This window comes from Halorarum halophilum (assembly GCF_013401515.1).
In the GTDB taxonomy this organism is placed as follows: Archaea; Halobacteriota; Halobacteria; order Halobacteriales; family Haloferacaceae; genus Halorarum; species Halorarum halophilum.
Genome location: NZ_CP058529.1, coordinates 1,402,714 through 1,425,698 on the forward strand (window position 1 = coordinate 1,402,714; position 22,985 = coordinate 1,425,698).

At 63.1% G+C, this 22,985-nt stretch carries 18 protein-coding genes; 11 read left to right on the forward strand and 7 right to left on the reverse strand.

Going from position 1 to position 22,985, the window contains the following annotated elements; genetic code table 11:
• Nucleotides 1-12: 12 nt before the first annotated feature.
• Nucleotides 13-1,317 carry a glutamate dehydrogenase GdhB gene (gene gdhB, locus HUG10_RS07255; protein ID WP_179168931.1) on the reverse strand — a complete coding sequence of 435 codons (1,305 nt, stop codon included), beginning with the start codon at nt 1,315-1,317 and terminating at the stop codon, nt 13-15.
• A 226-nt stretch (nt 1,318-1,543) separates the two neighbouring features.
• Here gdhB and HUG10_RS07260 point away from each other — a divergent pair, with 226 nt between their 5' ends.
• Entirely contained in the window at nt 1,544-2,800 is a 1,257-nt protein-coding gene (locus HUG10_RS07260; protein ID WP_179168932.1) for a Glu/Leu/Phe/Val family dehydrogenase, read from the forward strand.
• A gap of 163 nt (nt 2,801-2,963) precedes the next feature.
• Nucleotides 2,964-3,494 carry an MOSC domain-containing protein gene (locus tag HUG10_RS07265; RefSeq protein ID WP_179168933.1) on the forward strand — a complete coding sequence of 177 codons (531 nt, stop codon included), beginning with the start codon at nt 2,964-2,966 and terminating at the stop codon, nt 3,492-3,494.
• A 45-nt stretch (nt 3,495-3,539) separates the two neighbouring features.
• Here HUG10_RS07265 and HUG10_RS07270 read toward each other — a convergent pair whose 3' ends face one another.
• From HUG10_RS07270 to HUG10_RS07280, 3 genes are all read right to left on the reverse strand, one after another.
• Nucleotides 3,540-4,517, reverse strand: a complete 978-nt coding sequence (locus tag HUG10_RS07270; RefSeq protein WP_179168934.1) for an acetamidase/formamidase family protein — start codon at nt 4,515-4,517, stop codon at nt 3,540-3,542.
• A gap of 89 nt (nt 4,518-4,606) precedes the next feature.
• Nucleotides 4,607-5,383 carry a hypothetical protein gene (locus tag HUG10_RS07275; RefSeq protein WP_179168935.1) on the reverse strand — a complete coding sequence of 259 codons (777 nt, stop codon included), beginning with the start codon at nt 5,381-5,383 and terminating at the stop codon, nt 4,607-4,609.
• A 183-nt stretch (nt 5,384-5,566) separates the two neighbouring features.
• A complete protein-coding gene (locus HUG10_RS07280; RefSeq protein ID WP_179168936.1) occupies nt 5,567-6,805 on the reverse strand; it encodes a mandelate racemase/muconate lactonizing enzyme family protein in 1,239 nt (412 codons plus the stop codon).
• 328 nt (nt 6,806-7,133) lie between these two features.
• Here HUG10_RS07280 and HUG10_RS07285 point away from each other — a divergent pair, with 328 nt between their 5' ends.
• Nucleotides 7,134-8,024 (forward strand): hypothetical protein, encoded by an 891-nt coding sequence (locus tag HUG10_RS07285; RefSeq protein WP_218780657.1) that lies wholly within the window; start codon nt 7,134-7,136, stop codon nt 8,022-8,024.
• A 214-nt stretch (nt 8,025-8,238) separates the two neighbouring features.
• Here the strand turns inward: HUG10_RS07285 and HUG10_RS07290 are convergent, their stop codons facing one another.
• Nucleotides 8,239-10,482, reverse strand: a complete 2,244-nt coding sequence (locus HUG10_RS07290; protein WP_179168937.1) for a PGF-pre-PGF domain-containing protein — start codon at nt 10,480-10,482, stop codon at nt 8,239-8,241.
• A gap of 332 nt (nt 10,483-10,814) precedes the next feature.
• Between HUG10_RS07290 and HUG10_RS07295 the strand changes: the two genes are divergently transcribed.
• The 4 genes from HUG10_RS07295 (at nt 10,815) to HUG10_RS07310 (ending at nt 15,371) form a co-directional block, all read left to right on the forward strand.
• Nucleotides 10,815-11,837, forward strand: coding sequence for a T9SS type A sorting domain-containing protein (locus HUG10_RS07295; protein ID WP_179168938.1), 1,023 nt, complete (start codon nt 10,815-10,817; stop codon nt 11,835-11,837).
• A 311-nt stretch (nt 11,838-12,148) separates the two neighbouring features.
• A complete protein-coding gene (locus HUG10_RS07300; protein ID WP_179168939.1) occupies nt 12,149-12,901 on the forward strand; it encodes an ABC transporter ATP-binding protein in 753 nt (250 codons plus the stop codon).
• A complete protein-coding gene (locus tag HUG10_RS07305) occupies nt 12,898-14,145 on the forward strand; it encodes an FtsX-like permease family protein (RefSeq protein ID WP_179168940.1) in 1,248 nt (415 codons plus the stop codon). Before HUG10_RS07300 ends, HUG10_RS07305 begins: the two co-directional genes overlap by 4 nt.
• Nucleotides 14,142-15,371 (forward strand): ABC transporter permease, encoded by a 1,230-nt coding sequence (locus tag HUG10_RS07310; RefSeq protein ID WP_179168941.1) that lies wholly within the window; start codon nt 14,142-14,144, stop codon nt 15,369-15,371. Before HUG10_RS07305 ends, HUG10_RS07310 begins: the two co-directional genes overlap by 4 nt.
• Before the next feature lie 496 nt (nt 15,372-15,867).
• Here the strand turns inward: HUG10_RS07310 and HUG10_RS07315 are convergent, their stop codons facing one another.
• Nucleotides 15,868-16,098 (reverse strand): hypothetical protein, encoded by a 231-nt coding sequence (locus tag HUG10_RS07315; protein ID WP_179168942.1) that lies wholly within the window; start codon nt 16,096-16,098, stop codon nt 15,868-15,870.
• Between the two features lie 697 nt (nt 16,099-16,795).
• On the opposite strand from HUG10_RS07315, the gene HUG10_RS21745 reads away from it, so the two are divergent.
• A complete protein-coding gene (locus HUG10_RS21745; RefSeq protein ID WP_179168943.1) occupies nt 16,796-19,060 on the forward strand; it encodes a hybrid sensor histidine kinase/response regulator in 2,265 nt (754 codons plus the stop codon).
• Nucleotides 19,061-19,842: 782 nt separating this feature from the next.
• Nucleotides 19,843-20,136: an ArsR family transcriptional regulator gene (locus HUG10_RS07325; protein WP_179168944.1), complete on the forward strand. Its 294-nt coding sequence runs from the start codon at nt 19,843-19,845 to the stop codon at nt 20,134-20,136.
• A 601-nt stretch (nt 20,137-20,737) separates the two neighbouring features.
• Here HUG10_RS07325 and HUG10_RS07330 read toward each other — a convergent pair.
• Nucleotides 20,738-20,887, reverse strand: a complete 150-nt coding sequence (locus HUG10_RS07330) for a hypothetical protein (RefSeq protein ID WP_179168945.1) — start codon at nt 20,885-20,887, stop codon at nt 20,738-20,740.
• Nucleotides 20,888-21,163: 276 nt separating this feature from the next.
• Here HUG10_RS07330 and HUG10_RS21750 point away from each other — a divergent pair, with 276 nt between their 5' ends.
• Nucleotides 21,164-22,438: a hypothetical protein gene (locus HUG10_RS21750; RefSeq protein ID WP_179171021.1), complete on the forward strand. Its 1,275-nt coding sequence runs from the start codon at nt 21,164-21,166 to the stop codon at nt 22,436-22,438.
• Nucleotides 22,439-22,616: 178 nt separating this feature from the next.
• Nucleotides 22,617-22,928, forward strand: a complete 312-nt coding sequence (locus HUG10_RS07340) for a HalOD1 output domain-containing protein (RefSeq protein ID WP_179168946.1) — start codon at nt 22,617-22,619, stop codon at nt 22,926-22,928.
• Nucleotides 22,929-22,985: the final 57 nt, after the last annotated feature.

Genomic DNA, 22,985 nt, shown 5'->3' on the forward strand with positions numbered 1-22,985 from the left:
GGTGCGGGCCGGTCAGGGCCAGAGGCCGCGGACGCTCTTCGCCTCGGCGATGCGCGAGAGGGCGACGATGTACGCGGCGTCGCGCCACGTGACGTCGCGCGCCTCGACCTCGGCGCGGACGTCGTTCCAAGCCGAGAGCATCTCGGATTCGAGCTCCTCGTTGACCTCCTCGAGCGACCAGGTCCGCCGGTTGATGTCCTGGAGCCACTCGAAGTAGGAGACGGTGACGCCGCCCGCGTTCGCGAGGATGTCCGGGATGACCTCGACGTCGCGCTCGTCGAGGATGGCGTCGGCCGCGAACGTCGTCGGGCCGTTCGCACCCTCGACGACGATATCAGCCCGCACGTCCGCCGCGTTCTCCGTGCTGATGACGTTCCCGACGGCCGCCGGGATGAGCACGTCCACGTCGAGTTCGAGGATGTCCGAGCCGTCCTCGAGCGTCTCGGGGGCGTCCTGCTTCGTGACGGCGTTGGGCTCCTCTGCGAACGAGGGGATGGCGTGGGTGTCGAGCCCCTCGGGGTCGTAGATCGCGCCGCCGGTGTCGGAGACGGCGACGACATCGGCGCCCCAGTCGTCGAGCAGGCGTGCGGCGTTGGCCCCGACCGAGCCGTACCCCTGCACGGCGACCGTGAGGCCGTCGAGTTCGAGGTCGTAGTAGTCGGCGGCCTCGCGGGTGATGATGGCGACGCTGCGGCCGGGCGCCTCCTGTCGGCCCTCGCTCCCGCCGACGACCGGCGGCTTGCCGGTGACGACGCCGGGGATGGTCTCGCCCTCCTGCATCGAGTAGGCGTCCATGAACCACGCCATCGTCTGCGAGTCGGTCCCCATGTCCGGCGCGGGGATGTCCTTCTTCGGACCGACGAACTTCCGCAGCTCCTCGGCGAACCGCCGCGTGAGCCGCTCCTTCTCCCCGTCGCTGAGCTGTTTGGGGTCGACGACCACGCCGCCCTTGCCGCCGCCGAACGGGAGGTCCATCACGGCGCACTTCCAGGTCATCCACATCGAGAGGCCGACGCACTCCTCCTCGCTCACATGGGGGTGATAGCGGAGTCCGCCCTTGTAGGGACCGCGAACGTCGTCGTGCTGGGCGCGGTACCCGGTGTACACCTTCACCGAGCCGTCGTCGCGTTTGAGCGGGACCGCGACCCGGTGGACCGTCGTCGGGTGCTTGAGCCGCTCGATGACGCCCGGGTCCACGTCGAGGTGCGCCGCCGCGTGTTCCAGCTGCCGGCGGGCGGTCTCGAGCGCGGACTCCGGTTCCTCGGGTTCGCTCTCGCTCGCCTTCGTCTCCGTCGTATCGGCGGTTCCGGTTGACATAGTGGTGGGTCTGAGCGCCGTGCGGGAACGGCGTTCCGTGCTCGACGTTCCGCCGTTGATGGATAAAATATTGATGATATCAACCTCACTTAGGTCATTAAACGCACTAATATTCCGTCGTTCGACGCCTGGCTCCGCCCCCGGAGGGAGAAATCGCAAGCGGCCGCGGCCGGCAGTAGTCGCAGTGGTCGACAAGCCTAACCCACAGAGGTCTGAATCCACGAGTATGCCCGGTGAAGCCAATCCGTTCGAGAGCCTGCAGGAGCAGGTCGGCGACGCGGCGGCGTATCTCGACGTCGGGGACGACGTAATCGAGCGACTCCAGCACCCCGAGCGGGTGCTCGAACTGAACCTGTCCGTGGAGTTGGACGACGGCACCGTCGGCCGCTTCGAGGCGTACCGCTCGGAGTTCAACGGCGACCGCGGCCCGTACAAGGGCGGCATCCGCTACCATCCCGGCGTCACCCGCGACGAGGTGAAGGCGCTCTCAGGGTGGATGGCGTACAAGTGCGCCGTCGTCGACGTCCCGTACGGCGGCGGGAAGGGCGGCATCGTCATCGACCCCGCCGAGTACTCCGAGGCCGAACTGGAACGCATCACGCGCTCGTTCGCGAAGGAGCTCCGCCCGTTCATCGGCGAGGACACGGACATCCCCGCGCCGGACGTGAACACCGGCCAGCAGGAGATGAACTGGATCAAGGACACCTACGAGACGCTGGAGAACACGACCGAGCCGGGCGTCGTCACGGGGAAGTCCCTCAACGCGGGCGGGAGTGAGGGGCGCGTCGAGGCGACGGGCCGCTCCACGATGCTCACCGCTCGCGAGGCGTTCGACTACATCGACGAGGACATCGATGGCGCCACCGTCGCCGTGCAGGGGTACGGGAACGCCGGCCACATCGCCGCGTACCTCCTCGAGGGGCTCGGCGCCGACGTGGTCGCCGTCTCCGACTCCTCCGGTGCCATCTACCGGGAGGCCGGCTTCCACACCCGTCGTGTGAAGGAGCACAAGAACGAGACGGGGTCGGTGACGGGGTACGAGAACGCCGAGCAGGAGTTCTCAAACGAGGAACTGCTCACGCTCGACGTCGACCTGCTCGTCCCCGCGGCGCTGGAGAACGCCATCGACGGCGACCTCGCCCACGACGTGAAGGCGGACGTCATCGTCGAGGCGGCGAACGGGCCGCTGACGCCCGAGGCGGACGAGGTACTCGCCGAGAAGGACGTGTACGTGCTTCCCGATATCCTCGCGAACGCGGGCGGCGTCACCGTCTCCTACTTCGAGTGGGTCCAGAACCGGCAGCGGTTCTACTGGACCGAGGAGAAGGTGAACGAGGAACTGGAGCGCCACATCGTCTCGGCGTTCGACGACCTCGTGGAGGAGTTCGAGGCGCACGACCTGCCGAACTTCCGGACCGCCGCGTACGTGGTGGCGATCCAGCGCGTTGCCGACGCGTACGCGAACAACGGGAACTGGCCCTAGGCGTCGTTCGCATCGAGTTGGGTCTCGATCCGGTCGAGGTCGGCTCTTCCTCGTTCGTCCGTGTTCGCGTTCCGTCGCTCCGTCCCGTTGCCTCGCCGAGCGACTGCACGGCCCGTCCATCCTCAGCGAACAACTATCCAGATCCGGGACCAACGTAGAAGGCATGACCGTCACCGTCGAATCGCTGTTCACCGCGCCCGAGGACTCCGCACCGATGCGAAGCCACGACCGGATCGAGTGCGTCGACGGCGGCATCGAGGGTGACCGCTACCTGCTCGGCACCGGCTACTACTCGCCGTTCGACGTGTGCGAGGTCACCTTCGTCTCGGCCGCGGCGATCGACGAGATCCGCGAGTCGTTCGACATCGACCTCGCCGACGGTCGGCACCGGCGGAACGTGGTCCTCCGCGGCGTCGGCACGGACGAACTCCACGACCTCCTCGGCGCGACGTTCCGCGTCGGCGGGGCGACGTTCCGCGGTACCCGGCCCCGGCCGCCGTGCGCCCACGTCGAGCAGGTCGCGGATGAGAAGGGCGTCGCCCGGGCGCTGAAGGAGCGACGTGGGGGCATCTGCGCTGACGTGGTCGAACCGGGAGGCGTCGGCGTAGGTGACGAACTCGAACTGCTGGAGGCGGATTCGCGAACAGTGGGGAAGCGTATCGCAGACCGGCTCCGCGGGGCCGTCGGCGAGTAGTCGGCCGGACAAATGATCCCGTTGGACCGACGCCTCGATCGGCGCTCACCCGGGGAAGATGCTGTCCGCGATGTACGCCGTCACGGTCCAGTTCGGGGCGTCCACGACCTCGCTCACCTTCAGGTCCATCGCGGCCGAACAGAGGAGGTACGCCTCGCCCCTCGTCAGGTCGCGGTGCTCGTGCAGGTGGCCGATCATGTGCCGGGTCGCCTTCTTCGTCGCCTCCATCAGGTTCGGGTCGATGCCGGTCGTCGCGTACATCGGCTCGTCGACGCCGGTCGGGGTGAACGGCCCTCGCGTTTGGAGCTGGGGCTGGTCGACGTCCATGTCCGTCCGGACGGAGAAACGAGCGGTGACGAACATCGGCGCCTCGACGCCCGTGACGCACACCTCGCCGTCGCCCTGCGCTGCGTGACAGTCGCCCGTCGAGAACAGCGCGCCCTCGACCTCCACGGGGAGGTAGACGGTCGTGCCGGCGGTCATGTGCTTCACGTCCATGTTCCCGCCGACGTCGCGGGGCGGGAGTGTGTCGTGCTCGCCGGACTCGCCCGGCGCGTTGCCGATGACGCCCGGGAACGGGTCAAGGGGCACCTCGATGCCGTTGACGAACTTTCCGATGTCGCCCTCCAGGTCCCAGATGTGGATGCCGGGTTCATCGAAGTCCTCGGGCAGGAGGCCGAGTTCCATCTCGCCGGGGAAGTAGACGTTGTACCCCCAGCCCTTGTGCTGGGGGTCGAGCAGTTCCACCTCCAACACGTCGCCCGGGTCCGCGTCCTCCACGTACACCGGCCCGGTGAGCGGGTGGACCGGGTCGAACGAGACGTCCGGCACGTCCGCGGCGGTCGTCTCCACGTCGATCTGTCGGTCGACGGCGTCGCGACACTCGAACCGAACCACGTCGCCCGACTCGACGGTGACGACGGGATCGAGCGAGTTGTCCCACGCGCTGTGGATGTTCCGATCCGCGTCGGAGATGCGGTAGTCGACCGCGTACTCGTCCGCTGTCGATGGCGATTGTCCCATGGTATCAATACTCATTCGATGAGTGATAGATCCGCCCGGCGGTCGGCGCGGGGTCAGCCGCCACGACAGGCGCTCGGACCGGTGTCGGATCAGTTCCTTCGGCGGGCCACGACCGCCAGCACGCCCGCGACGACGAGCAGGACGACGCCGAACCCGGTGGCGTACATGCCGTAGACGAACCCGGTGAACCCGGGGCCGAGGTCGTCGACGTGCCCGACGGTGTGGATGCTGTATAGCGTGCCGTCGACGCTGACGAGCGCGGGGAGGCGGTCGACGAACGCCGCGTCGGCACGGGGTCGGTAGCCCGAGTCGTCGGTGCCGTTGCCGACGATTCGGTCGACCGTCCGCCGCTCGGCGGTCGAGAGGTCGGCAGCGTCGACGGTGCGGCGCTCGGCGGTGACGTTCGCGACGCGGGCGTCGGTGACGTTCCGCGCGGTGACGACGCTCCCGTTCCCCCGGACGCTGAAGCGGGCGTAGGAGTCGCGCTCGCCGTACGTCTCGGTGAGGAACGTGTGGTTCCGAGCGATGGCACGGAGGTCCGCTCGCACCGCCGGGTCGTCGACGGTCGCGTTGCCCTCGCGGATGGCAGTCTGGAGGGTTCGCCGGGTCCGGTTCGGCGCGCGATACTCGCCGGCCGAGTAGGCTCCCGACACCTGGTGGAGCGAGAGCGTCGTCTCGAAGGCGTGGAACCGCAGGACCGCGTCGCGGCCGTCGGCCGTCGCGAGGTCGATCGATCGGGCGTCGTACACCTGCGAGGTCTTCGGCGGCGGCGCGACGGCGTGTCCGGCCGCGGAGAGGTAGAGCGGCGCCGGAACGAGCAGGAGGCCGACGACCCCCAGCACGAGCGCGACGCGACCGGGGCGCATATCGGGCGAACAGAGTCGAGGGGTAAGAGCTTTGTTGGTCGCGCGGTCGGGATGCGGGATACGGTGGAGAATTGGGAGTTAGGCGTCCTGATGCCCCGCGTGCGGGTGAAAAAGTATCCGCGAATCCGAGAGAGCTACCCCCCGTCGAATCGGCGGATCTTCGATTCGCGAGTCCGACTCCGCCTACGACTCGTCGAACAACGTCTCGCCGTCGACCATGTGCTCCTCAACGGTGTCAATGTCGAGCGTCAGTCCGAGCCCCGGCTCCTCGGGGATCTCGATGGAGCCGCCCTCGATGACAGTCTCCTCGACGAGGTCCGACCACCAGCCGAGTTCGTAGCTGTGGTACTCGACGGCCAGCGAGTTCGGGATGGCTGCGCCGACCTGCGCGGACGCCATCGTCGCGATCGGCGAGGAGACGTTGTGCATCGCGACGGGGACGTAGTACTGGTTCGCCACGTCGGCGATCTTCCGCGTCTCGCGCATCCCGCCGACTTTCGGGAGGTCGGGCGCGATGATGTCGACCGCCTGGTTCTCGATGAGTCGTCGCTCCTCGGTCACGCGGTAGCGGTTCTCCCCGACGGTGATCGGCGTCGTCGTGGACTTGGTGACCTCCTCCTGCACCTCGAGGTTCTCCGGCGGAACGGGGTCCTCCAGCCACCAGACGTCGTACTCCTCGATCTCGGCGGCGAGCCGCTGGGCCGAGTTGGCCGAGAAGGTCCAGTGGCAGTCGAACGCCACGTCCGCGCGGTCCTTCACGCGCTCGGTTACCTTCTCGACGATCTCCGCCTTGTGGCGGACCTCGCCCGGGCGGAGGTGGCGGTTGGCGCGGTCCTTCTCGTAGCCCGAGGGGACGTCGAGATCGAACTTGAGGGCGTCGTAGCCGAGTTCGTCGACGACGCGCTCGGCCTCGTCCGCACACGCCTCGGGGTCGGCCTCCTCCTCGGTGTGGCAGTCGCAGTACACGCGCATCTCGTCGCGGTACTTGCCGCCGAGGAGCTGGTAGGCCGGGATCTCGAGGATCTTCCCCGCGAGGTCGTGCAGGGCGATCTCGATGCCGGAGATCGCCGTGACGGTGACGCCCTCGATCGAGCCCTCGCCGGACATCTTCTGGATGAGGTGCTCGTAGAGACGGTCGATGTCGAGCGGGTTCTCGCCGACGACGAACGGCGTCATGCGCTCGATGAGTTCGGGGACGCCGGCGCCCCAGTACGCCTCGCCCGTGCCGACGATGCCCGCGTCGGTGTAGACGCGGACGAGCGTCCACGGGAAGTTCCCGTCCACCATCGTGCACTGCACGTCGGTAATCTCCACGTCGCGGCCGCCGCCACGTTTCGCTTCTACGCCCATCGTTTCCGCGGAGAGCTCCCGCATCGTGTACTCCGCGTTCGGGTCGTGAAGCGACTCGTAGTTCCTACCCATGGGTTGCAGTTTACTCGGCCGTAGGTAAATCCACGTCATTTAGGTGCACGTTGCAACGGTTGGGGAGGGAGACAATGTTCAGTCGGACGACCAGTTGGGTAATGAGTTGGTCCTCCTAGCTGGACGGATGGATGAATAATATCAACACTGGTACTCGTCTACACAGGCAGTCCGACCCAGTGCCGGTGCATGCCGGCTGTCGAACGTCACGCCATCTCTCAGTTTTCGCAATCTGTTGTAGCGTACCAGACAACGAACGCCCTCGATCATTCTCACAACCGAGAACGGGGGCGGTACCACTTTCAGTGCAACAGCTCTCGCTCACAGCGTGACGCTCGAACGGCAGGAGGAGTTGGCACTTTCCACGACGGACTTCATCGACGTGCTGCACGAGAACGTGCGGCGCATGGATCTCGTCTTGCTCTCTACAGTGCCAGTACTGCTCCTCCTCGTCCATGCGCTCCCGGAGCCGGTACGACGTGGGCTCGCATTCCGGTTCAGGGCGCCGACGCTGGTAACTGCCTACACCTCCCACTTCGTCCACCTCTCACTCGAGCACCTGTTGGTGAACCTCGTGGGGTACATCCTCCTTGCAGGGGTTTGCTACGTGCTTGCGGTTCTCGCTGACCGACGACAGCTGTTCGGCATGGCAATTACGACGTACCTCCTCGCGTTCCCGCTCGTCCTGTCCGCGCTGAACCTCGCAATCCCACGCGATGCGATCGGGTACGGATTCTCCGGCGTCAATATGGCACTGCTCGGGTTGCTCCCGCTACTACTTGCTGAATACACCGAGCAGAATCTCAACCCCGCTGTCGGCGTCCGCCACGCGCCGTCGTTATTCTTTTCCGGCCTCGTCCTCGTTTCGCTGGTCGCGCTCCCACTGACGCTACTGAGTGTGGGGCTCGCGATTGCGGCCGGGTTCGTCGTACTCTTGTACGCGAGTTCCCTCCGCACGTCGCACCGTGAGTCGCCGACCGCCGCCAGCGAATCGGTGCTAACCGGATCGTCCTCTGGCTGGGCAGACCAGTTCTTCATCGGGCTCATCGTGTTCCTCGGATACCTGTTCATCGGATTCCCACTCTCGGCGACCGTCGATGGGGCAGTTCTGAACACGTACGCCCACCTCCTCGGGTTCTGTCTCGCCTTCATCGTCCACTACCTGGTGTTGGAGCTCGGCCTGTTGGATGCCACCGAGACAGCTGACGTTCAGCGGTGACGGAACGGACACACCCGGGTCCTGCTGAGGGGAGCGTGTTTGAGGCGACGGCGATGACGATATTGGGAGCATGGTCTCCCAGCGTGGTCCCTAAGCGCGAACCAGAAAGCGGACTCGCTGTCATGGGAGGTGCGTTGCCGAGAGGAATAGTATGTTCGGAACGGGAACCGACAGTACTGCAGCCAGGGGAAACGCACCGCCCCTGGCGATCCGGTTACTTGAGGTCGTCCAGGCGGCCCGACCGGTAGAGCAGTGCAACTGCGCCCGCGAACACGAGGAGCACGAGTACGATGATGGCAGAGGACCCACCGCCGAGGAACGGAACGGGCGTCTCTGTCGCGGTCGCCGTGTCCGTCGGTGTGTCGGCGGCGGTCACTTCGACCGTGCCGGCTGCAGTGTCGCCGATCGTCACGTCGTAGCTACCAGCTTCGTCGAACGTGTGGGTGAAGCTGACTGGTTCGGACTCCCCCGCCGGGACTGTGACGTCCTGCTGGTCAACCGTTTCACCGTCAACCAGTAGTTCGGCCGTGTAGGTTCCCTCACTGCCGCCAGTGTTCTCGACAGTCGCGGTGACCTCAACCGAGTCACCCACTTCAACGCTGTCCGTATCGAGGGAGGCCTCGGATACCTCGAATGTAGCAGTCTGGGCATTCCGCGTGCTCACCGCAAACACGGAGAGCCCAGGTGAGTCGGCCTCGAATTGGTGGACGCCGTCGGCAGTACCGAGGTGGCGCGTCTCCAGTGCGGTCCACTCTCCATCGTGGTACCGGTACAGCATTATGTCCTCAGGCGTGACGCCACGGTCAGAGAGACGGTCTGCGTCGACCGTGAAGGAGAAGGTTACCCCACCGATGTCATCGTCGGGGACCTCGTGCGTGATATTGAAGTAGCCGAGATCGGCGTTCGGATTGACGGGCGGAGTGGCACCGCGGTCGCCGTTCACGCCTAGTTCTGCGTCAGTGTCCTTGGTGAAGCTCACGTCGAGATCAGTCAGCGTGGGATTCGCCGGGCCGGATCCCGACGTACCAGGGGACACGCGGATGGTCTTGTTCGCCGCGGCGTTCTGGATGACGAACGTCGTGCGGCCGTTTTCGGTTCGCTCCTCGATCGAGACCGGCGGTGAGCCCTGGCCGTTGTTCGACCGTCCACTGCGGCCGTCATTTCCGCCGCCACCGGCGTTGTTGACCGTGAGGTTGCCCGAGTTACTGCCGACGACGGAGCCGTCAGCGGTCGTCGCGATGTGGATCCAGTGGTAGCGACCGGCCGACCAGTTCTCCGCAGTACCCACATCGATTTTAGCGTTAGGCGTCGTCCGCTCGGCCGTCATGGAGGCGTCGAGCTGTACGGCGTCGTCAGTCACCGTGAGGTCACCTCGGTCAGCGAGGATCGCATTCGCAACTGAGGTCGTCGATACAGGTGGTGCCAGCTCCGAGTTCGATACGTCCCTGTTCAACACTGACGGGTCGTTGATCAGGTAGACATCGCCGTTGATCGACTTGATGTCGGTCGAGACGCTAACGTCCGCGTCAGCGGAGACGGTCTCGAAGGTGAACGTCGTACTGGTCTCCGTGAAGGTTTTCTCGTCGTACAGGACGATCGTGTGGTTGACCAGGCTGTCGTCGGCCGCGCCCGGCGTGTCAACGTCGAAGGTGACGTTGTTACCTCGCGTCACCGTATTAGGTGCATCAACATCGGAGGGATCCTCCTGGACCGTCACCGCGTCCATCCCGATGATGGTCACGTCCCCAGACCGAGAGAGCTCGCCGTCTTCGACGGAGAAGCCGGTGTCGTCCCCATCAGGTGTAGCAAGCAGGAGGACGTACTGGCCCGGTTCGTCGGGCGTGAAGGTGAAGGTGTCACCTTCGACATCAGCCCCGCCAAGTTCGAAGGTGTCAATGTCGATAGTTGTCTCATCGACCATCTCGAACGTGGCAGCATCGTTGTCCGTAGCGAGATCGATGAGTTCCCCCTGTGACCGTGGGAGTTCCTGATCGCCATCGATCCTGGCGGCGATCAGCTGGACTTCGCCGCCGTGGAAGTCATCGGGAATCGCGTCAGCACGCTTAGGGAGGAACGTCAGGTCGATCGCCGTCCCAGTATTGTACACGCTGAGAGTGGGTTTGTTCAATGACCGCTCGATTCCTTCTTCCTCGACGCGCACCTTTGCCTCAGCGTTCGGCGAGCTGTGTGCTGCGGCGTCGTCATCCGCTCGGAGAGGCAAGATTGCACGGTCCCAGATTGAGACCCCATCCCCAGCATCGACCAGCTCGTCGCCATCGAGCTCGATCCCGGGGAATTCGCCGGTCGTCTGGAGCGACGAGTTCGTCGGGCCTGCAGCGGGTTGGCCGGTCTCTGCGGGTGCCGCGAAGGCGATCGAACTGCCCACTGGTGACGCGAGCATCAGAAGGGCGAGGAACAGCCCGAGACCCTTGATTCGGAACGGACGCTGTTTAGTCATATGACACGTATTCGACCCTGGTATTATAATGGTTGGCTCTTCTCAATTTCAGGCTCGAAGTCAGTTAGTAAGTGATAATCATCGAATCAATAGTTAGCCGGTGATTGACGATTTTACGTGCGGTGAGTGATAGTTCTGTGCGGCGAGTCCTTGCCATCAGACATGGCTTGGTTCCCACGTTTCAAGCTATTCGGTCGACTTGAAGCGTCAAATTGAGATCAGAAACTACCAGCCACTCTGTGTTACACCGTTACCCAACTTATTATTATGCGGTGGAAATCAAGTAGTTTAGAGAGAATGACTGATGAGGAACACGACGTGCGGCTGAACGGATGATGATGACAGCTCGACGGGCTATGGTTGTTGTGCTGTGCGCCCTGCTGATCGTCTCTGGGACGGTACCGCTGATCGCATCGGGCGACAGCCAGTACGAGATCACGGTCGACACGGAGATCGATACACCGGAGCGGACAATCACCATCGAGGGCCAATCGTACACGGTGGCCTCAATGGGAAAGGCCCCGACCGAGGGGGAACTGACGTTCGACGTCGACACACCTGGTGTCGATCGGTATTCGGTCCACCTCTACAATAGCGATCGCCAAATCGTCGAGTCGACCCGTGAGACCGAGGATGGAACCGTGTCGTTCGACACGTCCGGGTACACGTCAGGGTCGTACGTCCTCGTGGTGAGCGTGAACGGCGTACAGCAGGTGATCCAACCGGTTGTGATCACCGACTACGAGATTGACGTCGACGCCCCAACTGACGTGACCGCCGGCTCGTCGTTCACGCTTGAGGCGATGCTGTCGGGCTCGTCGACGACACCCGAGCACGTAGCCGTCACGCTCTCGAACGGGACGTGGGATACGCAGTTCACGGCGTCCGAGGACGGTGGTGCCTACGTCGCGGACATCCCAGGGACGCTTGCAGCGGGGGAGTACTCGATGTACGTGACGACCCACAGCGACAACGAATTCAATGGTCAGAAGGAAGTGACAGGGCTGAGTTCAGTGTCGATCATCACGGTGAATGCGGACGAGTCGGACACGTCCTCTGGTGGTGGCGATGCCGGGAATGGAGCGGAGGAAACGCCGGATGAGACAGTGACGGATTCGGCAGCCACCAACGAGTCCCCGACCGTGACAACGACCACCTCGTCACCGGACACATCCGACGCGACGCCCGCCGAACCGACTGACAAGACGACGACGACGGAGCCGAACGCCATCCAGCCAGCTGACACCGAGACGACCACGACGGAGACGACAGCACCCGGATTCCCCATCCTTGGGTTTGCCCTCCTGGGACTCGCTGGAGCCTGGATGCAGCTCAGGGCGGGCAGACGGGAGTGACATCCTCCTCGCCGTAAACGGCGGGATTCTCTCCTCGAAGAAAGCTAGGTTCGCGCATCCGTTGCCCGCCCCGATTCGTGCCTCATCGGAGTGGGAATTCGACTAGGTTCTATACGCTCACAATCAATGGACTCACCCGGAATCACCGAGGGATCAGTCCTCGCAGGAAACAACCCGAGACGACAGAGTTGGTTAGCCAGCGCGTGAGTCAGTGTCCCAGAAGTAGCGGCAGATTCCGTCAGGACAGCCCCGCATGGATTCTCCCGACCTCGCAGTCTTTATCAATCCCCTGAGAGAACGGGTGGCAGTAGATGTCGTCTCGGAATGCGGACGTGGAGGCACGCAATGGCGAGCACGCCGACACGGTCGTCACCTGCGACTCGCTCGTCCGCGAGTACCGGCGCGGGTCGGGAGGCGCGCTGTTCGGGTCACGCGACCAGCCTGTCGTTCGAGCGCTTGACGGCGTCTCGATGTCGGTCTCGAGCGGCGAGATCGTGGGGATCCAGGGACCGAGTGGGAGCGGGAAGTCGACGCTGCTCCACCTGCTCGCTGCGCTCGACACGCCGACCGCCGGGTCGCTCACGGTCGCCGGACGGAACGTCACGCGCCTCTCGGAGCGGGAGCGGGCCCGTCTCCGACTCGATCATGTGGGGCTCGTGTTCCAGCGGTTCCACCTGCTGCCTGCGCTGTCGGCACGGGCGAACGTGGCGCTCCCGCTGATCGAACTCGGCATGCCGCGCCGCGAACGGCGCGAACGGGCGACCGAACTGCTCGAGGCGGTGGGGCTGTCCAGTCGAGCCACGCACCGACCCGGGCAATTGAGCGGGGGTGAACAGCAACGGGTCGCGATCGCTCGCGCGCTCTCGACCGAGCCCGACCTGCTCGTCGCCGACGAACCGACGGGGGAACTCGACTCTGAGACGGGCCGGCGCGTACTCGATCTGTTCGAGGAACTGAGCGATGAGCATGCCGTCGTGGTCGCCTCCCACGACGCGGCGACGATCGACGTCGCCGATCGGGTCGTGCGACTTCGCGATGGGCGCCGACAGCTGGCTGACGGATGAACGGGAAGCGAGCCATCTGGCTTCGACGTCGTGCCGGACACGTCTCGCTCGCGGTTCGGCGGATCATCGGGCGGTTCCGAATCGCACCACAACGTGTTCTCCTCACGGTGCTCGGCGTGGCGATTGCAGTCGGCCTGATGGTCACCGTGACCGGCGTCTCGTTGGGATTGGCGTCCCAGTCGGTCGTCCAAAGCGACGGTGTGGACTTCTGGATTGTCCCTGAGGAGAGCTCCGTGTCGTCGATCGCAATCTCGACCGACAGTCTCCAATTGGGCGACGTGCACGACGTGAGCGCACGCATCGAAGCGGATGACCGCGTACCGTATTCGACGCCAGTATTACTGGAGTTGCTGCCCGTTCGCGATGAGGTCACCGGCGACCGGAAGTACGTGCTGGCGGTGGGCATCATTGCGCCGGCTGATGGGCGACCGTTCAACGGAGTGTCGACAGTCGCACTCACGCCAGGTGACCCCCACTACGCGAACGGACAGTACGACGGTCCGTGGACCGGCCAGGTCGTCGCAAACGACGCGACGGCCCGCCTTGCCAACTTCTCAACCGGGAGCACGATGGCGGTCGACAGCAGGGAGACGAATCGGAGCTTCACGGTGGCGAACGTCTCCCAGGGCGGGTTCTCCAACGCTGCGGGAACCGTTCCGGTCGTCGTCGTCCACCTGAGCGAACTTCAGGAACTGACCGGCGAGACGGCAGGTGACCAAGCCGACCAGATCTTGGTCAGTACGACGGATCCGACTGTGGAATCGAGCCTCGAGGGGGTCTATCCACAGACGACAGTAGTCAAACGGGACGGGCTCTCCGCACAGGAGGTCTCCACGTCGAACCTCCCGCTCGCGGTCGCGCTGAGTGCCTTCGTATCTGCCGTCGTCGTCGGGGTGCTGTTCGTCACGACGCTGATGGGACTCGAAGTGAGCGCCGACCGGCGACAACTCGCAACGCTCGCAGCGATTGGGTATTCGAACCGTGCTCGCTCTACGCTCGTCGCCGTCGAGACAGTCGTGGTGGCAGCCATCGGCGGTGTTGTCGGGCTCGGCGTCGGCGTACTCGGGATCGTCGGCGCCAACCACCTCGGTACCGTGACGTTCGGTGTCGGGGCCGTTGCTATGCTCGACCCGCGCCTGACAGTGTACGCCTTGGTGGTCACCAGCGTCATCGGCGTCCTCGGTGCAGCATACCCCGTTCTGTTGAGCCGTCGCACCGATGCGCTCGAGGTGTTGTCACGGTGAGTCGGCTGTCGCGACTGGTCGGGCTCCTCGGCGTCGCGGTGCGCCAACTCCGCCACGAACGAACCCAGACACTCCTAGCCGTTCTTGGTGTCGCCCTGGCCGTGCTGGCAGCAGTCCTGCTGGCGAGCGTCGGCGTCGGCGTCCTCGAGACCGGCCAACAGCAGTTCGACCAGTCCAATCGCGACCTCTGGGTCACTGGCGGCCCACTAGAATTCCAGCCCGGGAGCGTCGGCGGCTTCAAGAACACATTGATTAACTCACATGAGGTCGCCACCGAAATCGAACAGCGAGAGGACGTCACCACCGCGGTTCCGATGGGGTTCCAGACAGTGTATGTCGGGACGAACACCTCCGAATTCGAGACGGTTATCGGCGCTGGCGCACCGGCTCGTGGTGCATCTGTCCGCATCACTGACGGGCGGCACGTCAGCGAGAAGGATATCCACTACGCCGACGGCACCTACACTGGCCCGATGACGTACGAGGCGGTCATCGACAAACGGGCTGCGGAGCTGCTGGACGTCTCGGTGAACGATACGATCTACGTAGGCGGCTCGATCGGGGCCGCACGGAGCCACGAGTTCACCGTTGTCGGGATCTCGCCGACGTACTCCCAGTTCGTCGGGGCGCCAACGGTCACCATCCACCTGAGCGAACTCCAGGAGATTACGGGGACCACGGTGAGTGACCGGGCAACGTTCATCTCGATTCAACTGGCCGACGGTGCGGATCCGGAGACCGTCGAAGCCGAACTGCAGGAGGAGTACCCACAGTATACGGTCCGGACGAACCACGAACAGCTTCGGGCGACCCTCGAGGAACAGGCCGTGGTCCTCGCGAGTGGGGCGAGCCTCGTAGTCATGGCCCTCGTCGCGGGCGTGCTCCTGCTCACGAACCTCCAACTCTCGTTCGTCTACCGCCACCGCAGGACGTTTGGCGCGTTGAAGGCGCTGGGCACGTCTCAATTCTCACTGATCGTGGTCGTGGGAACGCGTGCGTTGGTCATCGGGCTCCTGGGCGGCGCGCTTGGCATCGCGTTCTCCATCCCGGGAATCTGGGTACTGAACCGCGTCGCCGTGGCCGTCACGGGCTTCGACGGGGTGGTTTCGGTCGTGCCACGCGTCCTTCTCAGTGGGTTCGTGGTCTCCATCCTGGTGAGCACGATCGCGGGACTGGCAGCGAGCGCGTACTTGAGCCGCATGCGACCACTGGCAAACCTCGACTAACTGAGCCAGTGGACGACGATGTCGGGGAACGGTGTCCCGCAGCGCCTGCAGCCGTCATTCACGGATCGCACCATCAGAACACGAACGCCCGCTCCGACCACCGACCCGTCAGACCTTACGGTGTCTCTGTGAGGGCGCCAGCCCCGCTACTCGTCGGGCAGGGCACGGCTACAGGGGCCACAGCTGTCAGCCTGCCAGGCGACCGTCGTGATCATCTTGCCCTCCGCTCGGCAGCTCGGGCAGAACCGACGAGTCACGTCTGGAACCTCGTCGCCCATCCGACCCGTGCCATGGACCGGGGGAGAAGGAACTGCAGCTAGTACTGCTGGGCGACCGTGTCGCTTGTTGGAGACACATTAGTTCGAGATGCGAAATCGATCAGGGACTGATGCTGAATCCATACTACGAGGTCCGAGCCGCATGCGGTTGCGTCGAAGCCGCGGGAACCATCAAAGCATGGAGGCTTCCTCGATCAGGGACTGTGCCCGTCAGTTCGTCACCGAGTGTTTAGGCGACGCTCGATGACGTAGAGGGCGTACGGGGTCACCGCCATCATGACCAGCAGGAGGACGTACTCGATCCACAACTCGCCGAACATCGTCATGTCGATCGTGATCGTCTGAACGCCGCCGTTGGCGACGATTGCCCCGAGTATGCCCGCGAACACGACGCCGAGTGCGCACATCTCGAAGACGATCACGAACGCCGTGAGTTCGCGGAGGCTCATCTCCCACCCAACCGGGACAGCGGGGGCGTCATCAGGGACGTGTTGTTGGTCCGCGATATTCGTTATTCTGAACGTACATGAGTCGAGAGTCTCGTTAACGGAGATCCGAGATGAACGGAGTCAACCCAGTGAGGAGTCGAAGTGCGAACAACACCCGGGATACTGAGCATCAGTACTCGCTGGTTCAGTGCGGAGGCTGGTGAGGCCGATTTGAACGCACTTGGATGAACCCCCTGTAAGCGAAACTCCAATCACGTTCTCCGACAAGCGATCGAAGCTCTCGACGTGGTTCACACTCTCCGATTGAACACGTGGGCACAGCACGGAGGAACGGGCCAGAGAGACACCAATCGCCGAGCGCAGATATTGTTTCAGCTAACCAAAATCCTTAACTATATGTCATCTCATGCCTGGCTTGACATATGACGTCTGTACGTACAACGGTCATCCGCCTTGCACTCCATCTGCCCTCCCTCGCATACCCCAATAGGGACCGACGTGATATCGAACACCGGAGTGGACATGGTCGGATTCGTGTGGATTCGGGACACGGAATCGGCACCGAGGGAGACAGTTCTCGCGACCGATTGGATCGAGACTCAGCTGTCACACCATCTCTGTGGTGGGGTGGTGAAAGCGAGGGATCCTCGGGCAGTGGTGGACAGCTTGCTCGAGCGGCACACGCAGCACCCGCCGTATGACCGGAACCACCGACGCGATTCGTGTCCTCCACGTCGACGATGCATCCGACGTTGCGGACCTAACGGCGACGGCCCTCGAACGGGAGGACGACCGGATCGAGGTCATCACCGCACTCGACGCTGAGAGCGCGCTCGAGACGCTTGCCAGTCGTGCGATCGATTGTATCGTCTCCGACTACGAGATGCCCGGTCAGGATGGGATCGCCTTTCTCAACGTCGTCCGTGAACGCGATGGCGACATTCCGTTCATTCTCTTTACCGGAAAAGGCAGCGAGGTGATCGCCAGCGACGCCATCGCAGCGGGAGTTACCGACTACCTCCAGAAGCGAGGTGGGATGGACCAGTACACGCTGTTAGCAAACCGGATCCAAAACGCTGTCGAGAGCGCGCGCCATCGACGGACGAACGGGGAACACGAGCGTCGACTGGAGATGCTCATCCACGTCCTCCCTGGGATCGTGTATCGCTGTCGTACGCAATCACCCTGGCAGATGGAGAACGTCGCAGGCGACTGTGAAACCCTCACCGGCTATGCAGCAGCTGCGTTGGAGACCGATACAGTGGGGTGGGAGACGGACATCGTCCATCCGGACGATCGGGAGGCGGCCGTCCAGGACATCGAGGACGCCCTCGAGGCGGGGAGGCAGTTCGACGTCACCTACCGTATCTTGATGATGGACGGGGACACGAAGTGGGTGCGAGAGCGGGGAGGGAGGGACTGTACAGGAAGGATCCCCGGAGAGCGGTTGGAGGGGTTCATTACAGACATCACCGAGCAGAAGAAGCGCGAACGCGCACTCCGGGAGACTCAAGATCGGTTCGATCTCGTGATGCAGAGCGCGGAGCTTGGCGTTTGGGACTGGATGGTCCAGACGGACGAGATTACGATTAACGAGCAGTGGGCAACGATGCTCGGCTACTCGCTCGAGGAACTCGAGCCGACGTTGAGCACGTGGGAGAGCCGGGTCCACCCTGATGACCTGCCCCGGGTTTGGGAAACGCTGAACGAGCACCTCGCGGGGGAGACGGACTACTACGAGAGCGACCAACGGATGTTGACGAAGTCCGGCGACTGGAAGTGGATTCGGGATATCGGGACGGTCGTCGAACGGGGCGACGACGGCACGCCGATTCGTGCCACCGGCATCCACCTGGATATCTCGGAGCGCCGACGGCACGAGGAGGCGCTCCGGGAGCTCCATAGCATCGCAACCGATCGAACACGCTATGACACAGAAACGGCGATCTGCGAGCGGACGATCGAGGCCGCAGAAACCATCCTGGAGTTCGATCTCTGCGTGATCAACCTGGAGGAGGATGGCATGTTGCCGATCACAGCGCTCTCGAAGGGCGTCCCCCCCGATGGCGCGACGACGATGGCCGTCGATGAGGGCATCGTCGGCAAGACGTACCGGAGTGATGAGTCATTCCTGTTCGATGACGTGCAGACAGTCGAGAGGGCGAACCCCCAGGGCCCGTATCGGGGGGCGATCAGCGTCCCGATCGGCGACTACGGCGTCTTCCAGGTCGTCAGCGAGGAGGTCGGTCACTTCGACGAGGACGATCGCGAGCTCGCCGAACTGCTCGTCGAACATACGGTGCAGGCGTTCGACCGACTGACTGCCGAAGCCGAACTCAAACAGCAGAACGAACAGCTGAACGAATTCGCGAGCGTCGTCTCGCACGATCTCCGCAACCCGCTGAACGTCGCCCAGGGCAGGCTCGAACTGGCAGCGGAGGAGTGTGACAGCGACCAGCTGCCACACATCGACCGCGCGCTCGACCGGATGGCGACGTTGATCGACGACGTCCTCACACTCGCCCGCGAGGGCGTCGCCGTCACCGACCTCGTGACGGTCGAACTCGCTGCAACCCTCGATAAAAGCTGGCAGTACGTCGAGACGGGTGACGCCACACTCGTGATGGAGATGACGCACGCCATCCAGGCCGACGAGGGGAGACTGCAGCAGCTGTTCGAAAACCTCATTCGGAACGCCATCGACCATGGCGGTCCGGACGTCACCATCACTGCAGGCGATTTGGACACCGGCTTCTACGTCGAAGACGACGGTCCAGGCATCCCACCAAACCAGCGTGAGGCGGTGTTCGAGGCCGGCTACTCGACGAGCACCAACGGGACCGGGTTCGGGCTTCGAATCGTGAAACAGATCGTCGACGCACACGGATGGGCGATCGAGGCGACCGATGGTCAGGAGGGTGGTGCTCGGTTCGAGATCACGGCCGTAGAGATCGTCGACTAACAACCCGTCCGTGTACCGCTTCACTTTCACGCCGCTCTACTGAGTTTTATGTGGGCTCGAGATGACGAGCCTGCTGGAACCCGTTTACGGCGCTCAGCCGCCTGTTCCGCGTTCCCAGCAAGAACCATGTCATTCCCAAATCGACTGCGTGGCGACTACGCATACGGTGCTGGTAATCTCCCTACCCAACTCGCCTTCATCGGATACCGTGAGGGGAAGGAGATAGACATGGGGGTCGATAGCTCGGAGTGCTCGCAGGACGTTCGCTCTCAATACCGCGCCCAATCATGAATCAATTAGTCAAACGAGTACTCGGCCAGGCCGGTGATCCGGACACGGTCTGTGAGTGTCGACACTGCGGAACTACCGTGGCGTGTCAGCGGACGAGATGTCCGGCGTGCGACCGAGGAGAGATTATTCGATTCGAGCTCTAACCGTCGACCCACTCAGTTTCCCACGTCCCTCGAGCGTCGAGTTCACGCTGGCCTTGCTGTGTGAGCATGGCTGAGGTGGGTCAAACGGCTCGACAAGGCCCATGTCCCTTAACGTCTCCGCTGGTTGTATAAGGGGTGCCATGGTGGGTTTAGTTCACATTTGTGCCTCATGTCGTCACTGATGTTGAGATGACGGATCCTACAAGGCACTGTGGCGCGGTCGCGTCCTAAAACCGATTTGTGGTATGTTCGGGTCCCGGTAAGAAGAAATCGTAATTGCACTGACGGCGCGCACCAATACTTCGGATCCATCATCATTTTAGTGGGCTAGTTCGTGGGTTTCGGGAAATGAGACTCACGTCCCCGACGGATTTCGAAATCCTAGAGGCACTCGCGGACGGGAACCGGAATAACGCCGCGAACCTCTCGTACGAGCTCGACAAAAACCGGTCGTACATCAACACGCGGTTCCCGGTTCTGGCAGAGTACGACCTGGTCGAACGGGTCGGCCCGGCGCCGAACAGCGGCCTTTACGAGATCACCGACCGGGGATGTGCGGCCGTTGCCCTGCGAGAACAGTACGACGACGGGAACTTCGACGTTCTCATCGACGACTACCTCGATGGGGTACGCGACGGCTGAATCCGGGAACGGAATCGATTGCTCGGAGTCACACTGCTAGGTGATTTCATTCGGACCCTGTTCTCTCGCATCCCTCTCCCCGTTCCAAGCGAATGGGCGTGCCCCTGACCAGCCACCCCTCTGCCAGCGTTCGCGGGGAGCCGAATGAACGTCGCCGAACGTCTAGTCAACAGGCTAATTGTTTTTCGCATATGCTTTCGTTCATGGGAACGATTCGGATTCCTCCACTCGACCGGACCGATATTTCGCGTGCGGAAATCGATCACCTCTATGAGCCCGACCTTCGGACTCACCTGTTTTTTCGAGGGACTGGGGATACCTCGTATGAGTGTGGTCGCTGTCATGAGACCATCATCAAGAACGTTGAGCGGGGCGAACCGACAGGAATGGGGTTTGTGTGCCCGGGCTGCCATGCAGAACTGTACATCACCGACACGCTGTCCACTATCGAAGAGTAGCGCACTCTGAACTCATGCTTCGGAGCGCTTAGTTGGAGTAACGTTCGTCCATACCAGAGAAGGCTCGAAGGACAGTGAATCCGTCGCGTTGCGAGGTCACCTGTGAGTAACGATTGAGCAGAGATGACCCCATAGAACCGCCTTCAGTCGTACTTCTTCTGGATCGTCGTGATGGTCACCGCGTATCTCGTGCCACACGCCTCGCAGATCGTGTTCGTGCTGATTTCGATATCTCCACCCCGCGTAAAATCAGCGATCGATTCACCACACCCGCACTCGAATTGATAGTCCATCGATGTCCCCGATGGGTTAGTACGTAAACACGTTTCATATCACTTTTGGTGGCGGTTACTATTTATGTAGTATCCATTCGCTACTCAGTTCACCAGCGCAGGGACGCGGCGTCGAGGGGATACGTCGGCGCGTGCTCGTACTGCTTGAGTCTACCACACGCCGCTACTCAATGTCCCCCTCGTTCCTATGAGAAGCCGTAATCGCCGGTGATACGTCCCAACACGCCGTCATTCGATACAGAGACTATTCAGGTTGGCAGGGCGTGTTTGCTTTCCATGACGGGTGCTCGGTTCGGTGGGGCTATCGAGAAGACGAGACGGAATGCCGCGGCCGGCTGGCTGGTTGTCGTGCTGCTCGCCGGACTGGCGAGTTGGCTGGGCGTCGCTGGTTCGTACCGCTGGCTTTCCCTCACAGGAATGGCGATTGTGCTAATCGTCCTTCCCGCAGCGGTGCTACGGGATCCGTCTGCGATGCCGCCATGGGAACTGCTGCTGGTGGTGGCGATCCCGGTCGTCGACGCGGCGATCCTCGATGAGACCGCGCTCTCGCCGATCGCGGTGTATCTTGCCGTCGCGGCGGTCGCACTGATCGTCGCCGTTGACGTGCATACCTTCACGCCAGTGCGGATGAACCGCCCGTTCGCAGTCGCACTCGTCATCATCGCGACGCTGGCGATCGGCGCGACCTGGAACGTCGCCCAGTGGATCGCCGACATAGCGCTCGGAACGTCCTATCTCGTGGGCGGTCGAACCCAGGATGCCGCCAATCATGCGATGATGATCGACTTCCTGTTTGCGACAATCGCCGGATCGGTAGCTGGCGTGGTCTTCACTGGCTATCTCCGATATCGGTCGTTTGACTCGACCGCGAATACTGCGGCCCCCCGTGAAGCGCCTGCTGTGGAGCCGGACCCAACACCATCGCTCATTCGCGATCGCTTCGCCATCTCCGAGAAACGCATCCGGCGACTCTCGTGGCCGATGCAGATCGTCCTCGGCGGGCTCCTCGTCTACGGGCTCGTCGTCCGCGACGTCCCAACAATCACGAACGCGGGTATCGCCCTGACGGTCACCTTCCTCCCCGCGTTCCTCGAGCGGAACTACCGGCTTCCCATCGAACCGGAGCTCGTCATCTGGCTGACCGCGGCGGCGTTCCTCCATACGCTCGGGTCCGCCGGGCTATACGACTCCATCGGCCAGTGGGATAGCTTGACTCACGCGATGTCGGCGTCGCTGGTCGCGGCCACGGGGTACACGATCGTGCGTGCGATCGACCTCCACGCCGATTCGGTTTACCTCCCCGCGAAGACGATGTTCGCGTTCATCCTGCTGTTCGTGCTGGCAGTCGGCGTCGTCTGGGAGCTCGTCGAGTTCGCTATCGACCTTGCCGCCCTCCGGTTCGGCTTCGAAGCCGTGCTCGCCCAGCACGGCGTGAATGACACGGTCGGCGACCTCCTGTACAATCTCGCTGGCGCGATCGTCGCCGCGACTCTGGGGGCGACCTACCTAACGAACGTCTCCCACCAGCTCGTCGGTCGGTTCAGTGAGTGAGATAGATGACTCGGTGAAGCCGGAAGGCGATCTCCGAGCATGGGAACGGCAAAACACAGCAGAGATGATGCTGAGAATTCGGTCGGGTTTTCGAACCAAGCAACGTGGTTGGGTTCTATCTCAAAATGGAGGAATATTTCCCCTACGCTTATTCACGGGTACTGGGAATCTCTACGAGATGGAGAGCGAGTCACCTCAGCCTCGTACCGATGGGACCGCAGTGAGCACCAAAGTCATCGAAAGGGTCGCAGCGCTGGAAGGGGTTGACCCGACTGACCTTCCCGTTCTCGTCGACGCCATTGACACTGATGCACTGGATTCCATCTTTGCTCCGTTACGTGGAGGACAGTCTACCGAGCGTGGTCGAATCAAGTTCACGTACTGCGGGTACGAGATCGTCGTTCACGGCGACGAGGCGGTCGACGTTGTGAGCGAAGTGGCGTCCCAGGAAGCGGGCGAATGCGGCACAGCGTCATCCTCATCACCGTAGCGGGCAGTATCGGTTGACACCTGTATCGCCGACGGCCGTGCGCAGGCTGAGGGCTGG

Excerpts from the sequence above, each read along its gene's own strand:
- HUG10_RS07330 (WP_179168945.1), bottom strand. The coding sequence starts at position 20,887 with ATGGACTATCAATTCGAGTGCGGGTGTGGTGAATCGATCGCTGATTTT.
- HUG10_RS07265 (WP_179168933.1), top strand. The coding sequence starts at position 2,964 with ATGACCGTCACCGTCGAATCGCTGTTCACCGCGCCCGAGGACTCCGCA.
- HUG10_RS07290 (WP_179168937.1), bottom strand. The coding sequence starts at position 10,482 with ATGACTAAACAGCGTCCGTTCCGAATCAAGGGTCTCGGGCTGTTCCTC.
- HUG10_RS07280 (WP_179168936.1), bottom strand. The coding sequence starts at position 6,805 with ATGGGTAGGAACTACGAGTCGCTTCACGACCCGAACGCGGAGTACACG.
- HUG10_RS07300 (WP_179168939.1), top strand. The coding sequence starts at position 12,149 with ATGTCGTCTCGGAATGCGGACGTGGAGGCACGCAATGGCGAGCACGCC.
- HUG10_RS07305 (WP_179168940.1), top strand. The coding sequence starts at position 12,898 with ATGAACGGGAAGCGAGCCATCTGGCTTCGACGTCGTGCCGGACACGTC.
- HUG10_RS07260 (WP_179168932.1), top strand. The coding sequence starts at position 1,544 with ATGCCCGGTGAAGCCAATCCGTTCGAGAGCCTGCAGGAGCAGGTCGGC.
- HUG10_RS07295 (WP_179168938.1), top strand. The coding sequence starts at position 10,815 with ATGATGATGACAGCTCGACGGGCTATGGTTGTTGTGCTGTGCGCCCTG.
- HUG10_RS07275 (WP_179168935.1), bottom strand. The coding sequence starts at position 5,383 with ATGCGCCCCGGTCGCGTCGCGCTCGTGCTGGGGGTCGTCGGCCTCCTG.
- HUG10_RS21750 (WP_179171021.1), top strand. The coding sequence starts at position 21,164 with ATGACGGGTGCTCGGTTCGGTGGGGCTATCGAGAAGACGAGACGGAAT.
- HUG10_RS07325 (WP_179168944.1), top strand. The coding sequence starts at position 19,843 with ATGAGACTCACGTCCCCGACGGATTTCGAAATCCTAGAGGCACTCGCG.
- HUG10_RS07270 (WP_179168934.1), bottom strand. The coding sequence starts at position 4,517 with ATGGGACAATCGCCATCGACAGCGGACGAGTACGCGGTCGACTACCGC.
- HUG10_RS21745 (WP_179168943.1), top strand. The coding sequence starts at position 16,796 with ATGACCGGAACCACCGACGCGATTCGTGTCCTCCACGTCGACGATGCA.
- HUG10_RS07315 (WP_179168942.1), bottom strand. The coding sequence starts at position 16,098 with ATGAGCCTCCGCGAACTCACGGCGTTCGTGATCGTCTTCGAGATGTGC.
- HUG10_RS07340 (WP_179168946.1), top strand. The coding sequence starts at position 22,617 with ATGGAGAGCGAGTCACCTCAGCCTCGTACCGATGGGACCGCAGTGAGC.
- gdhB (WP_179168931.1), bottom strand. The coding sequence starts at position 1,317 with ATGTCAACCGGAACCGCCGATACGACGGAGACGAAGGCGAGCGAGAGC.